12 protein-coding genes and 1 pseudogene are annotated in these 14236 nt (G+C 65.6%); 5 read left to right on the top strand and 8 right to left on the bottom strand.

Translation table 11 applies throughout. The annotated features are described in order from the left end of the window. Positions 1-691: 691 nt before the first annotated feature. The gene (locus tag NK1_RS06375; RefSeq protein ID WP_063007638.1) at positions 692-1027 is read left to right on the top strand and encodes a histone-like nucleoid-structuring protein Lsr2; all 336 of its coding nucleotides are present in this window, start codon (positions 692-694) and stop codon (positions 1025-1027) included. A gap of 497 nt (positions 1028-1524) precedes the next feature. Here the strand turns inward: NK1_RS06375 and NK1_RS06370 are convergent, their stop codons facing one another. Then, positions 1525-1893 (bottom strand): tyrosine-type recombinase/integrase, encoded by a 369-nt coding sequence (locus NK1_RS06370; protein WP_063007637.1) that lies wholly within the window; start codon positions 1891-1893, stop codon positions 1525-1527. A 70-nt stretch (positions 1894-1963) separates the two neighbouring features. Further along, the gene (locus NK1_RS06365; protein WP_063007636.1) at positions 1964-2572 is read right to left on the bottom strand and encodes a TetR/AcrR family transcriptional regulator; all 609 of its coding nucleotides are present in this window, start codon (positions 2570-2572) and stop codon (positions 1964-1966) included. A gap of 102 nt (positions 2573-2674) precedes the next feature. Between NK1_RS06365 and NK1_RS06360 the strand changes: the two genes are divergently transcribed. Beyond that, entirely contained in the window at positions 2675-2899 is a 225-nt protein-coding gene (locus NK1_RS06360) for a putative antibiotic biosynthesis monooxygenase (RefSeq protein WP_063007635.1), read from the top strand. Positions 2900-2928: 29 nt separating this feature from the next. Here the strand turns inward: NK1_RS06360 and NK1_RS06355 are convergent, their stop codons facing one another. Together NK1_RS06355 and NK1_RS06350 are read right to left on the bottom strand one after the other, a co-directional pair. Then, positions 2929-4050, bottom strand: coding sequence for an epoxide hydrolase family protein (locus NK1_RS06355; protein WP_063007634.1), 1122 nt, complete (start codon positions 4048-4050; stop codon positions 2929-2931). A 154-nt stretch (positions 4051-4204) separates the two neighbouring features. Next, positions 4205-4921, bottom strand: coding sequence for an SDR family NAD(P)-dependent oxidoreductase (locus NK1_RS06350; RefSeq protein ID WP_063007761.1), 717 nt, complete (start codon positions 4919-4921; stop codon positions 4205-4207). A 65-nt stretch (positions 4922-4986) separates the two neighbouring features. On the opposite strand from NK1_RS06350, the gene NK1_RS06345 reads away from it, so the two are divergent. Continuing rightward, on the top strand, positions 4987-5496 hold the full coding sequence (locus tag NK1_RS06345; protein WP_063007760.1) for a MarR family winged helix-turn-helix transcriptional regulator: 510 nt from the start codon (positions 4987-4989) through the stop codon (positions 5494-5496). Between the two features lie 189 nt (positions 5497-5685). Here the strand turns inward: NK1_RS06345 and NK1_RS06340 are convergent, their stop codons facing one another. After that, positions 5686-6432 (bottom strand): SDR family NAD(P)-dependent oxidoreductase, encoded by a 747-nt coding sequence (locus tag NK1_RS06340; RefSeq protein WP_218023067.1) that lies wholly within the window; start codon positions 6430-6432, stop codon positions 5686-5688. A gap of 219 nt (positions 6433-6651) precedes the next feature. On the opposite strand from NK1_RS06340, the pseudogene NK1_RS36150 reads away from it, so the two are divergent. Together NK1_RS36150 and NK1_RS35565 are read left to right on the top strand one after the other, a co-directional pair. Then, a pseudogene (locus NK1_RS36150) lies at positions 6652-6843 on the top strand (MBL fold metallo-hydrolase); the annotation flags it as partial. A gap of 738 nt (positions 6844-7581) precedes the next feature. Then, positions 7582-9162: an adenylate/guanylate cyclase domain-containing protein gene (locus NK1_RS35565; RefSeq protein WP_063007632.1), complete on the top strand. Its 1581-nt coding sequence runs from the start codon at positions 7582-7584 to the stop codon at positions 9160-9162. A 68-nt stretch (positions 9163-9230) separates the two neighbouring features. Here NK1_RS35565 and NK1_RS06330 read toward each other — a convergent pair whose 3' ends face one another. From NK1_RS06330 to NK1_RS06320, 3 genes are all read right to left on the bottom strand, one after another. Then, entirely contained in the window at positions 9231-10262 is a 1032-nt protein-coding gene (locus NK1_RS06330) for a hypothetical protein (protein WP_063007631.1), read from the bottom strand. 196 nt (positions 10263-10458) lie between these two features. Then, positions 10459-12510, bottom strand: coding sequence for an NACHT domain-containing protein (locus NK1_RS06325; RefSeq protein ID WP_157104106.1), 2052 nt, complete (start codon positions 12508-12510; stop codon positions 10459-10461). 314 nt (positions 12511-12824) lie between these two features. Further along, the gene (locus NK1_RS06320; RefSeq protein WP_063007629.1) at positions 12825-14090 is read right to left on the bottom strand and encodes a PucR family transcriptional regulator; all 1266 of its coding nucleotides are present in this window, start codon (positions 14088-14090) and stop codon (positions 12825-12827) included. Positions 14091-14236 lie beyond the last annotated feature (146 nt).

Below are 14236 nucleotides of genomic sequence, written 5' to 3'. Positions count from 1 at the left end.
GCGGCCCGGCCCGGCGCGGCCCGGAAGCAACCGGAGTGGTCCCATCATCACTCTTGTCCCAGCAGCCCCAAAAGTCACAAGCACCCCGCTGGATTTGAAACAGGAAAACAGCGACATTTCCGCAGATGAGAGCGCTACAGGGACCGAAGCCAATTCGCAGACAGCGAATGGCCAGAACCCACAGAGTTCCCTGACCAGGGATTATAAGAATTGTGGTCGCAGCTCGTTTCGAACCAGCGACCTCTAGCGCGGGAGTCGGGGGAGGGTTGCACCTTGCGTAGCAAGCAGGCGACATTCTGCACGTTGGCACACTCTAGGCACACTGGCAGTCAGCAGCGGCTGTGTGCCAAAAATAAAAATCCCCTCCGACGCTGGTCGGAGGGGATTTTCGTTGTCGGGCTGACAGGATTTGAACCTGCGACCACTTGACCCCCAGAGAAGTGTTCACCACAAGTTGCGGGCCGGCCGGTCGCCCTATCGGGCGTAATAGCCGCTAGGACAAGAGCGTTGAATGTGTCCACCAATAAAGAGGCGCGGAACGCTGCCGCGCTTGTGATGGTTACACCGCAGATCATTGGACGCGGTCCGCAGTGACGCTCCGCCCTGAGAGATCAGCATGCGGCGACTCAGCCTAAGCTTGCCAGTCTGATACTTCAGCAACATCTTTCGAACAACTACGGAGGGCTGTCACGTGGCGAAGAAGGTCATCGTCGAACTGATCGACGACTTCGACGGCAAATCGAAAGCCGAGGAAACGGTCTCGTTCAGACTCGACGGCGTCGAGTACGAGATCGACCTGTCGAACAAGAACGCGCGCAAGCTCCGTGGCGTGTTCGAGCAGTGGACCGGCCCCGCTCGCAAGGTCGGCCGGATCTCCCGCGCAAGGACCAAAACCGGCACGCGTCCCACAGTGGACAAGCGACAGACCGGCGCCATTCGCGAATGGGCGAAGAACAACGGCTACAACGTCTCCAGCCGCGGCCGAATCCAAGCCGACATCATCGAGGCGTACAACAAGGCGAGTTAGGACCGGGCGAGATCGGCATCGGTTCGATGCCGGATCCGGTGCTGACGAGGCGAACACCGAAGACTCCGCGATGCCTCAGACGCCTCTCTCCGCGCCTCCCCCGAACCCATGTTGCCAACTGGTTGCTAGACATAAAAGTAGCCGGCGTGTCGCGAAACGACACGCCAACCGCCTTTTCGATCTCGACCTGTCTCGACCTGCGATGACGGAGTCCCGGGCGAGAGCAGATATTCAAGCTACTCAACCCGACACACTGAGCGTGCGGGATCGAGCATGCAGAACGCAGATGCGTGCGCGTACGGTCATCGAAGACGGAAGGGCCGCTGCTGACACTCCCGCCGCCCGATGTTCTACCGCACCTCATGTCACGCCGCGCCGCCTCTCCGCAACGCCCGAGTACCCCGTAGGGGTATATGCGCCATCCCGTCATTCTCCCGCGACTCAATGGGACGCGACGAGAACCTACAGGTCACAAGGGGGATGAGGACCAGGCCGAATCAGGCCCACTCAGACACAGAAACCGCCTTCCACCAGGCACTTCTTTCCAACTCGCCGAGCATGAAGCTGATTATCGGGCGTAGCTTGTAGATCGGGTGGTGAGAGGCGGTTTTCGGGGTCAGGACGTCGCCCTGTCCCGTCTGCGTCCCGTCTCTCACAGTCTTGACCGAGGCTCCCTTCGCGATCAGCGCGGAGGCGTAGAAGTGCCGCAAGTCGTGCCACGTGAACCCGCGCGGCACGCCAGCCTCGACACCGATTTCGCGGAACCGTTGCCGCACGGCGGCCTGGTATCGGAACACCCACAACGCCGCCGCCGACAACGCCCACCCCCAGGACCCCGCGACCATCGATCCCGTCTCGCAGATCATCAACGGCGGTTCCAATGGGAAAGACGTCCGGCGTGATCACTTCATCCAGGCGTAGCGAGTGGCCGGCCCCTCACTGTGGCGCAACCGAGGCGTCACCGGACACGTGCAGCGCCAGCTCGGCCGCCACCGTTTCGCCGATCGCCGCACGCCGGGCCGACCGCCGGGCAGCGTCGCGCTCCGTGGCGGTGGCCAGGCGATCCAGGGTCGGCAACGCATGCCAGCTGTAACACAGCGAGAGAATCGTCAGAAGTAGTTCTCTCGCAGCGGATTCCGAAAGCTGCGGCACCGCGTCGCGAACACCGCGAATCTTGCCCAGCATGCTCTCGCGCCGCTCGGATTCGGCAACCGGTACCCCCAATTCCAGACTCTCCCAGAACAGCAGGCGCGCCAATGCGGGCTTGTCGCAGAGGTGATCGAAGAACCGCTCGGCATAGCCGATCACCGCAGCGGTTCCCTCTCCTTCGACCTGGACCGCCTCGCCGAGTTCCCCGATTTCCCGGGCGATCACGATGGCGAAGAGCTGATCCTTGGTGCCGAAATACTTGTAGATGCGCTCCTTGTTGACACCCGCCGCGGCCGCGATGCGGTCGACGCGCGCACCCGCCAGCCCGCGCTCACCGAACTCCGCCACCGCGGCGTCCAGCAGTAACCGTCGAGTGCGTTCGGTGTCCCAGGCCATGCGGGCCAGACTAGCAAATTCTCCAACTAAACAGTTGCGGAATTCGTTCCGGAGGTGTCTACTACATCTGCAACCATCTAGTTGGAGTCTTGAGGAGTCACTGTGCCCACCACTCTTCCCGCCCCATCCGTGCACGTCCGCGCCGCCGTCACCTGGCTCGCGATCTTCCCTATGGTCGCCCTCGGAATGACCGCGATGGCGCCGTTCACGGTCGGCTGGCATCCCGCGCTGCGCGCACTTGTTCTGACCGCGTTCGTAGTCCCCGCCGCGGTGTACGTCGTCGTCCCCCGTCTACTCGGCGTCCTCGCCCGGCATGTTCACCGGTGACACAGGCTGTGGCGGGTCGGGACGGAGCGTCAGCGGAAGAGGCGGAAGAACCCGCGCACCTGCTCGACCAGCGACTGCGGCTGTTCCAGCGCGGCGAAGTGGCCACCTCGCGGCAGTTCCTCGAACCAGCGCAGGTCGGTGAACCGCAGCTCGGCCTCCCGCCGCGACGGGCGGGTTATATCGCGCGGGTAGACCGACAACCCGGACGGCGCGGTGACCTTGTCGCGGAAGCTGGTGAAGCTCTCCCAATACAGGCGGGCCGACGACGTGGCCGACGCGGTGAACCAGTAGACCGAGATCTCATCGAGAATCTGCTGCCGCGACAACGCATCCTCGGGATGACCATTGTTGTCCGTCCATGCCCAGAACTTCTCGGCGATCCACGTGGCCTGGCCCGCCGGGGAGTCGGTGAGACCATAGCCGAGCGTCTGCGGCCGGGTCGCCTGGATCGCCGAGTACCCCCGGCCGGTGCGCTGGAACTCCTTGGCGGACTTCAGGTTCGCCAGCTCCGCGGGCGTCGGGTCGTCGAACGTGCCCGCCGCCACCGATCCCATGTTCAGGTGCACGCCGGCGACCCGCCCGGGCGCCACCTCGCCCAGCGCGCCGGACACCGCCGAACCCCAGTCACCGCCCTGCGCGCCGTACCGCTCGTAACCCAGCGACACCATCAACGTGTCCCAGGCCCGCGCGCTGCGATCGACGCCCCACCCCGTCGTCGACGGCTTGTCACTCCAGCCGTACCCGGGCAACGACGGCGCGACGACGTGAAACGCGTCCGACCGGTCCCCACCGTGCGCGCACGGGTCGGTCAGCGGGCCCAGCACCTCCAGGAACTCGAGCACCGAACCCGGCCACCCGTGCGTGAGCACCAGCGGGAACGCATCCGGCTCCGGCGAGCGAACATGCAAGAAGTGAATGCCCAGCCCGTCGATCGTGTCGCGATACTGCGGGAAGACGTTCAGCCGCTCGGCGAACCCGAAGTCGTAGTCCTCGGCCCAGCTGCGGCACAACTCCTGCGCATAAGCCAGCGGCACCCCCTGCGACCAGTCGTCCACCGGCTCGGGCTCGGGCCACCGCGTCCTCCGCAACCGTTCACGCAGATCCGCGATCTCGGCTTCGGTGACGCTGACTTCGAACGGCTCGGCGACCACTGGGGCTCCCTTCCTCGGCAACACTTGTCGGGATCAGATGTACACCTCGGCCTCCGACATACGACCGCGCCGACTCCTTTGCCGAGCCGGCGCGCTCTCGGTCTCCATCGGCGGTGCCGGTCGGGGCGTCCGGCTGATCGGCGAGCCACGCCACCTAGCGTGTGGTGTAGGCGCCGCCGTTGAGGTGAATGGTCTGGCCGGTGATGTGGCGGGCACGGGGAGACGCCAGAAATTCGACGAGATCAGCCACGTCGCCCGGACGTCCTGGACGTTTGTCGTGTGTCGCCGCGATCAGCTGCGCACGGCGTTCGGCGGTCAGTTTGCCCTGGAAGAAATCGGTGTCCTCGATGTAGCCGGGAGAGACCACGTTCACCGTAATTCCCTTCGGCGCCAGCTCGGCCGACAGGCCCGCAGACCAGGCCGCCAGGGCGGCCTTTGCCGCGCCATAGGAAGTCGAAGCGTACTCGGCTCCGATCGAGCCGACATTGATCAGCGCGCCTCCGGGACGGAGCCGGTCACGCAGGGCCGAGGTGGTCAGCACCGCGGTCAGCAGATTCGCAGACAGATTGGCATTCCATTGTGCAGCAACGTCTTTCAAGGACTCCGGCACGGGCCCGATGAGATCGGTGTTGCCGCCGGCCATGTTGACCAGCACGTCCACGGCATCACCGAGTCGCGCGGCGAATGCCTCGACACTCGCGGGCTCGCTCGCGTCGCACTCGATCCCGTCGACACCCAGCTCGGCGGCCGTTTGCCGAACCCGGTCCGAGCGACCGGTGACCACCACGCGCTCTCCGGATTCGCAGAAGCGCTGAGCCACCTGCCGTCCCAGCCCCCGCCTGCCGCCCGTGATCACGATGGTTCTGGCCATCAGCATCCTCCTTCACTATATTTAGCGCTAAATATACCTTACGAGAGAAAAGGATGCCGGGCACGATGATCGACACCGTACCGACGGCGGACCAGATCGCGACCGCCTGGCAACGCGAATTACCGGGCGCCCGAACCGAATCCATCGAGGTCATCACCCCACTGTGGCGAGTAGCCGAGATGCTCAGCGATGAGAGGCGGCGCACCCTTGCCCGGCTCGATATCGACGAGTCCACTCTCGATCTACTCAGCACGCTGCGGCGTGCCGGCGCGCCCTACCAACTGACCACACGCCAGATCACCGCGCGCAGTCTGGTGACCGCCGGTGCCATTTCGCAGCGACTGGCCCGCGCCGAGACCGCAGGCCTCATCACCCGCGCCCCCACCACCACGTCTCGCCGCGGCGTCCTCGTCACCCTGACTCCCCAGGGGCACACGCTGATCGAGCGGACGGTCCGCGAATTGCTCGACTACGAAACCTCGATCACCGAACGCCTCACCGTTGACCAGCGAACCGCGCTCACCGACGCGCTGCGCTGCCTGGCAGCGGCAGTGCGCCCAGACCACCGAATCTAGCGCCTCGCCGTGTTGTCGCTGCCCGGAAAACGATGCGCCGACCGGACCGGCGCACCGCTCGACAGCAGAGCCCGCCGAGAAAGCGGGGAAACCTCACTCAGCGCGACAGCTGAACGATGCGTTCGACTTGGCTCGCCCGCACACCGGCGAGCAGACTGCACATCGCGGCTTCCTCAGTGGATGACGTGCTCAGTGCGCGGTCCATCCACCGTCGACCGGCAGTACCGCACCGGTGAGATAGGAGGCTGCCGGACTGGCGAGCAGGACTGCCGCACCGACGAGTTCCTCCGGGTCGGCCCACCTGCGCATCGGGACTTGGTGGTCGAGAAATTCTCGGACGTAGGGATCGTCGTCGATGTTGTCGTTCAACGCTGTGCGGAACGGGCCGGGTGCCAATGCGTTGACGCAGATTCCGGTACCCGCCAGCTCAGCGGCGAGGCTACGGGTGAGCTGGACCACCGCACCCTTGCTCGCCGCGTAGCCCGCACGGCCTGCGGCTCCGACCAGGCCCAGGGCACTGGCGAGAGTGACGATGCGACCGTAGCCGGCTTGTCGCATCGTCGGCACGACCGCCTGGCAGGCCAGAAATGTGCCGACGACGTTGACATCGAGACAGTCGCGCAAGGTACCGGCGTCGAGCGTGTCGAGGTCGCCGCGGGCCTGGATACCTGCGCTGGTGACGAGCACGTCCAGGCGCCCGTGACTGTCGAGTATGGTCCGGACGACGTCGTGAACGGCATCCTCGTCGGTCACGTCACAGGACGCACCCTCGGCGATTTTGCCAGTGCGAGTGGATATTTCGGTTGCGGCCCGTTCGCTTGCTTCGCGTCGCCGCCCCGCGACGATTACCGCGGCCCCGGCGGCGGCCAATCCCGTCGCGATGGCGCGCCCCAGTCCGGACGAGCCGCCGGTGACCAGCGCCACCTGGCCGGTCAAGTCGGCCCCAGGTCCGACTGTCGGTTCGGCGCCAGCCTGCGGTGAAGTGAGTTTCCGGGTCATGACCGCTTCCCTCGAATACGAATCCCGCCTCGTCGTTCCGTAAACGGAACGCCGGAATGGAACAGTACTGCGAGCCCTCGAGATGCCCGGTATTTCTGCCCAGAGCAGATCAGGAAGGAAGGCTCCGTCGACTCTCGATAGGGTGCCGGGCAACAGGTGCAGCGGGTAATCCTCACCCATGCCCACGACGACCACATCGGTTCGGCGGCCGACCTCGCGGAGCGGGAAGTCGAAATCTGGGCGCACCATGCCGACGCCGACATCGTGCGGGGCGAACGTCCACAGCCGGCTCCGGTCCTGCGCGAGTGGGAACGCCCGATCGCCGAGGCTCTCGAACCGGGTACACCCCCGCGCCCGGCCCCGGTACACCGCGAGCTACGCGGTGGCGAAGTGTTCGGGAGCAGCGCCTACAGCGGCGTGATCGCGCGGACGACGAGCATGCGCTGCGGGCTCGGGCAGATCAGGTTGCCCCAGGGCAGCCACGAGCGTGACCGGAGCGGGCTCGGGCGCCTGCGGACCCTCGTCCCGCACGGCGGGCTCGCCCACCGGGTCATCGCTGGGGCCGTTGGCTTGCGAGACGCCCGGGAAACCTTGCAGGACACACCGTGCCCCGAACCATCCGAGCCTCTCTTCACGCCATTCGACTTCGTCATCTGCAACCGGCCGGCGACTGTTCGCGGGCTCGTGACCACAGGACCAGGCCCCGACCGATGTCGAGGAGTTCGCGTCGCCCAGCGGCACGGATCGGTCCGCATGGAATTTTTCTGCCGGAGAGAGCCGGCCAACGTGGGCCAGCGGCTGGGAACTTGCGGGTATAGCCGGATTCGCGCCGGTCCAGTACCGTCTCGGCGAGGCCGGGAACCGACGTGGAAACCGAACACCACGGCGGCCCGCCGCGCAGTCCAGCAGCGCCTGGGCCACAGGAATACGCTGTGCCGCACAGGCTTTCGTCGTCCAGGCAGGTCCGTCCTGCGACGAGGCCTGCCTGCACCGGAAAGCGCGAGAAGGCGAAGCCGAGGCAGGGTATGTCTGTTTCGGGCCGCCCGGCCCTCGGGGCAACGCAACTACGGAAAGGGCTGGCCGAGAATGGCGCGCAGCAACAACCCACTCGCGGCAGCGCCATGGGGATCGCGACTACTGGGACACGAGGACGAAGCGGCAGGAACTCGGCGGCTTCGGGTGCAATTGCTGTTGACGGTACCGATCGTGCTGGCCAACCTTGCCGGTGTCTTCGTGTCGATCACGTTGATCGGTTTCGTACTCCCCGGGCCTTCCGTCTTCGCTGCGAAGATCGTTCTGGTCGATGCCGTCGCCGCCCCGGTATACGCCGTGGTCGCACTGCTGATCGGCGTGTGGTGGGGCACTGTGCGTGGTTTGCGCGCGCTGGGCTGGGCCATCGACCCGGACGTGGTGCCCACCGAGCGGCAACAGGCCGCCGCCGCCGCGGTGCCGTGGCGACTGGTGCGGATCCAGGCGGTGCTGTGGTTCGGCGGAGTGGTCCTGCTCACGCTGCTCGCCGGACTCGCCGAGCCCGGGCTGATCGCCAAGGTCGCGTTCGGGATCACGTTCAGCGCAGTCGTGGTGTGCGCGAGTACCTATCTGATCATCGAATTCGCCCTGCGGCCGGTGACCTCGCGGGTGCTTTCGGCGCGAAAGTCGCGCCCCCGCAGTGGAATCGGCGTGTTCGGGCGATCGTTGTTGATGTGGCTGGTCGGATCGGGTCTGCCGGTGGCGGGACTGATGGTGCTCGCGGTGCTGGCGCTGTGCGCCGACTATGTGAGCACGGCCCGGCTGGCGGTATGCGTGCTATCGCTGGGCGGTGCGACCCTGCTGATCGGATCGCTGCTGATGACGCAGACACTGGCCGCCACCGTCGCCCCGATCAATGGTGTGCGCCGGGCGATGCGCGAGGTGGAGAAGGGCGATCTCGATCTGGAACTCGCCGTCTACGACGGCACCGAACTGGGCGAACTGCAGAGCGGTTTCAACAATATGGTCGGCGGTTTGCGCGAACGCGAGGAGATCCGGGACCTGTTCGGCAGGCATGTCGGGCGCGAGGTCGCCGACGCCGCACTGACGGGGAAGGCGGTGCTCGGCGGCGTCGAAGTCGAGGCGGCCGCACTGTTCATCGATATCGTCGGATCCACCACCATGGCCGCGTCCCTGCCCGCGCCCGAGATGGTCGCGATTCTCAATCGCTTCTTCGGTGTGGTGGTGGACGAGGTGGAACGCCACGGCGGCTTGCTCAACAAGTTCGAGGGGGACGCCGCGCTGGCCGTATTCGGCACGCCTGCCACGCTTCCCGACGCAGCGGGTGCCGCGTTGGCGTGCGGTCGCGCGATCCGCGCCCGGCTCGATACCGACGCCGCGGATTTCGTCGCCGCGATCGGCATCGCCGAGGGCCGGGTCGTCGCAGGCAATGTCGGCGCTCGGCAGCGCTACGAATTCACGGTGATCGGCGACGCCGTCAATGAAGCCGCCCGGCTGTGTGAACTGGCAAAACAGGATTCCTTGCTCCTCACCTCGGATAAGACGGTTGTCGCGGCCGCCGCCACCGAAGCCGAACATTGGCAGCTCGGTGAATCGGTGACCCTGCGAGGCCGGCTCACCCCGACGCGCCTTGCCCGCCCAGTCCAGCCATCAGCACTGGCACCCACAACCGAGTGAGGTCTCCCCGGGCCGGCGAGTGCATCAGCCGCCGCAGAGCGCGCGGGCAAGCAACTGGCCGGCCGGTCTCACGACAGCGAGGCCGCCAGCTCGGCATGCAGATCCAGCAGATCCGGGATTTGTTCGGCGGGCCGACGGCCGAATCCGCATTCGGTGGCGATACCGAATCCGTCGACGATTTCCCGGGCAGCGGCGATGCGGCGCAGGGCCCCGTCGCGGCCGTCGGTGGCGTGCACCAGTCCGAGGTACAGCCGGGTTCGCGGCGGCAGGGAAAGCCCGGCCAGCGGTGCGAAATACTCGCGGTCGGTGCGCGAGCGCGGAACCGGCATATGCACCCAGTCGACCCGGCGCGGCAGCGCCGCGACCACGCCGGACAGCACCGTCACCATGCGACCGGTGTCGGTGGGCTCGGCGAAGTGCCGATGCCCGAAATCGCCGTAGCACAAGTGATATCCGAGTTCGATGTCCGTGGGCACGGCCGCGCCGAGGCGCACGAGCCGGGCGACGATCTCACTCAGCCGGGTGTCGTCGTCGGCGCCGAACCAGCACGGGAACACCCCCTCGAAGATCGCGAACTCGACCGGGCAATCCCACTGCACCGCGAGATCGGTGTGCGGGATCTCCGCGGCGATGCGGCCGAGTTCGGCGAGCAGCGCCGCCTCGTAGCGCTGTTCGAGGATGTCCTGCGGATCGCCGACGAAAGCGCCCACCACCGAGATCGGGGTGGGCAGGCAGACCTGGAACCGCACCCCGGCATCGATGTCGCCGCGTTCGCGCAGCTTGCGGAATACATCCCAGGACTCGAGCGCTGCCTGTGCGTAACCCAGCTCACCGAAATCGATCGATGCGGGATCCACGCCGGGTTTGGGCCGCACCCGCTCACTGGGCCCGTATTCCGGGCTCGGCGGCGGCGCCGTCTCCAGATCCGGATGCGCGCCCATGCGCGGCAACTGCCAGACCGTGAAGTTGTCCCGCTCGCCGGTCTCACCGTCGGGTATGCGGCTGAGCCACGGTCCCAGCCGCCGTGCGGCCGCACCGAATACGGCCTCCGCATCCGGTAGCGGCACACTGCCACACAGATGAACATCGCCTCGGGTCATCGCGAACTCCTCATATCCCGGCCGCTGGAGTCCGGGTGCGGGATTCGGGGACGCAGCGGCGCACTCGATCGACGCGACGAGAGTAGATCCAGCAGCCGCCCGCGCGATTCCCACGCGCGAGAATGCGCGGCGTCGGTGCTGCGAAACGATCGCCACCCCGAAACCGGACTGCCGGCAATGGATCCTGCCCAGTCGCCTACTCAGGCTTGCTGACGTTCACAGCCAATCGATCCTGAAGCTCGGCGTGCCGAAACTGGTAAATAGGTCCCACTGTGCGTAAGACGCCTCGCTCCCGTGCGTCCTCCAGAAACCGCATGAGCCGCACCGGGATTCGGTGCCGCAGGGCCAGCTCGATCTGGAAACAGAAGGTTGGCCACGACGCGGTCATTGCGGGGGGCAAAGCGAGCGTCGCGGCAAGTCCACCGAGGAGCCCGACCGCGAGCACGGCAGGCAACCCCAGATCGAACCGCATGCCGAAGCACAGTCCTGCCGTCAGCGCGCCGAACCCGCATATGACCCCGAATCCGAGGCCCGCCATGGCGTCCTGCCTCCACGAGGTAATCGGGTCGCGCGAGCGGCTGTCGTCGCGGTCCGATGCGAACAACGAACTGCCGGTCCCGATCGTAAGCCAGAGCAACACCCCGAGTACGAGCCACCACACGAGCGCGGGCTCGAGGTGGTTGATAAAAACGAGTGCGAATCCGATTCCGAGCCCGAGCGGGAGCGCGATCAACAATCCGGTGGCCGTGACTGGTGCCAGCCACCAGCGAGCAACGACTCGCCTGGGTGTGATCTCACTCTCGCGATTGGTCAAAAACACGGACACAAGCCCGATGGCGAGCCCAACCGGCAGTCCGGACCAAATCTCTCTCCCATCCGCGATCCGGTACGAAAGACCGAACAGGAAGCTGATGGGGATCGCGGTCACGAACCAGACGATCATTGCACGTGCAAACAGAGCGATCCCATGGTCGGTCCATTGCCGGATGGTCCACCACGCCAGGTCACGACTTCCGTTCTGCTTCAGGCGGTCGGCGATGTAGCCGAGCGTCCGTTCCGCGGTCTGGACGGAGTATCGAGGCTTCGGGTTGCCCAGTTCCGGGGTGTATGCGGCGATGAGCACCCGGTCGAGCAGGTGGCTTTCGATCCGCTTGGGCGTCGAAAAGCGCTTGCGGTCGAGGAGTTCGTCGACCTCTCCGATCTGTGGGTAGGTGTCGCGGAGCAGTGTGACGGTGAGTGGTCTGGTCAGCGCTCGGGCGAGGGGGCTCCGTGGATCGTCGTTGAGCTTTTCGGCGACGGCCTGCCAATTCGGTGGCGGCGGGGAGACAACGTGGCGCAGTAGATAGTCGGCGGCGTCGGCGGGTTTCAACGATCGGAGCTCGATGACGGCAGCACCCAACAGCGGCTCGTGCTGTACGGCAGCGCGGAACTCCGCGCGCCGGCTGAGCAATACCAGACGGAAATCGGCCTTGTTCAGCGCCTGCAGCGCGATCGGACGCAGCTGCTCAGGCATTTCATCGAGACCATCGAGGAACACCGCGATTCGGCGCTCCTGGACCAGCCTCTTCGCTTCGTCTCTCCGGAGCGGGAAGGTCTCGGCGAGTTTGTGGATAAGCCATTCGTTGACCGGTGTGGCCCCCGGGTCCCAGTTGTGCAAGGTGAACATCACCGGCACCGGAATCCCAGAGTGACTCTGCTCGCGGAACTTCAGGGCGTCGAGTAGCAGTAGAATCGCGGCGGCGCTCTTGCCCGTACCCGCATCCCCAGTGATCACCAGTCGGCCGGAGGGCAGCCCGCCGTAGACGTCATACAGGGTGCTACGGTCACCCTCCTGCAAGGTAGCGCTGGTGATGAGGGAAAGGCCCGGTAGAGGGTCGAACCGCGGCCGCCCACCCCGTGTCGACGTTGCTGCAGCCACAGGCACGGCAACAGAGAGCGCCGTTTGATGCCACCTGATCGGCAACGGCTCGACCAACAGATCACGATCGTGCGCCTCCTTGGTCCATCGTTCGCGCACGAGGGCGGCCAATCGGTCAGCGAGGCGGTCCAGAGGCTCGGCAGTCCTTGACCAGAACGTCTTCACCACCCACACGACGAGTGAGCAGACTGCCACCACCACCGCCACGACGAACTGCCCGTATCCACTGGCGGTACTTTTCTCAGTCGGCGCGAGCAGCGTCACCCACAGGATCCACCAGACCGCCCCCAATGTGATCACGCCTGTGAATGCCGATATCAACTGACGCACGGACGTATACACTACTCGCCGTACCCACCGCACGAAGACCGAACTCGTTGTCGCGGTTGACAAGTGGATGAACTTCTACACACCGCTATCCGGCGGCATTCCGCGATCGGAGCCAAAGATTCGGAAGGACCGGTTCGGCATGCCGTTGCGATCCGCCTGTCGGTAGGCACCGTCTGTCGAGTATCACGTCCGTCGCCAATGTCGGCACCCTGGGTGTGGCGGAATCAGTTCGGTCCAGAATTCGTGGCGTACCGCGTCCCAATCGGTATCGATACCGACCCACCGGAGTAACTCTGCGCTCGCCGGCACTGTGCTCACGTGCGGTAAGTGTGGGCAACCAATGCCGAACGCAGGTGCCACAGCCCGCTCGCCTGGGTGGAATCGAACCCCGTGAGCTGCCCGATCCGCTTGAGCCGGTAGTCCACGGTGTTGATGTGCACGTTCAGTAGCCGCGCAGTGCGTTGGCGGTTCAGGTTGTGCGCGATATGCACCTGCAATGTCTCCAGCAGTTCCGGATGCTCGTCCAGCGGATCGAGCAGCGACCCGAGATGGTCGCGCCCCGGGCCGGGGCGGGTGAGCTGGTATTCCAGAGCCAGATCGTCGAAGTGATACAGGCCCGGCACCGATCCCAGCCGAGACACGACGTCGAGCAGTTCGTGGGCTTGATCCGCGGCCGTGGGCAGGGTGTCGGTAGAGGCGGTGACCATGGTGGCGGTGATCGGCACGCGCGCCGCCCGCGACAGATTCCCGATGAGTTCTTCCAGGGCCCCTTTGGTGACGCGATCGGCGGGGATGAGCACGGTGCCGCCGTCGATCGACAGCAATGACAGCACGGTGTCGCCGCAGCGGGTGGCCAGTTCTGCCTGCAGGCGCCGGAGTTTGCGGCGGGCAACGACTTTCGCGTTCAGCGTCGGGTTGGATTCGTCGGGGTGGGACGGAATGGCAAGGGCCAATACGCGATAGCGGCCGGCGATGTCGATGCCACACTCGCGGGCCATCGTGGAGGTGGGGTGCCCGCCGAGCAGTGCCGAAGTGAGCGTGTGCACCGCGGTGTGGTGCTCCGACACGACTGCGCGCAATTCGCGTACATAGGCCACCGAGACCGCCGTGGTCATCGTGTCGAGCATCTCGACGACGAGTTTGGCGGCATCGAGAATGCTCTGATAGTCGGCCGTGCTGAGCGTCGGATCGGTATCGGCCGAGCCGGAGGCACGTTGCTTGGCCAAGGCGGTGGACACCACCAGGTCGAAGCCGATCTTGAAGCCTTCGTGAATGGCGTGGTGAATGGTCCCAATGGGCACACCTTCGCGAGCCCATTGAGCCGCGGCGTCCTTCAGTTGCCCGGTCTTTTCCGCAATGTTGCTGCCGTCCAGCATGCTGACTGCCAGCTCCAGGCACACGCGGGTGATGATGGTGATGTCGCCATGGATTGCGTCACCTGGCAAGGTGCCACAGGGCGCGACGGTTTCGACGAAGTGGCTGACCATCTGCCGCGACAGGGCCCGCACGTCTTTCAGCGGCGACGATACGGGTCGACCGGATACGGTGAGGCCTTGCTGGTATGGAGAGGTGACAGGCATGATCGAACTTCCTTCCCTCCCCGGTTAGCTGGGCTATTTCACCAGCGTAACCAGGGCACGATTCGTGAGGAAGTACTACTCCGGGTAACGTGATCTTTGGTATCAGCGGCCGTCAGGCGATAGTGGTAGACCACAATGACGGTCGG

This window comes from Nocardia kruczakiae NBRC 101016, from assembly GCF_001612965.1.
GTDB lineage: Bacteria > Actinomycetota > Actinomycetes > Mycobacteriales > Mycobacteriaceae > Nocardia > Nocardia kruczakiae.
Note: the sequence above shows the minus strand (reverse complement) of the source record. Positions and strands in the feature narration are given on the sequence as shown.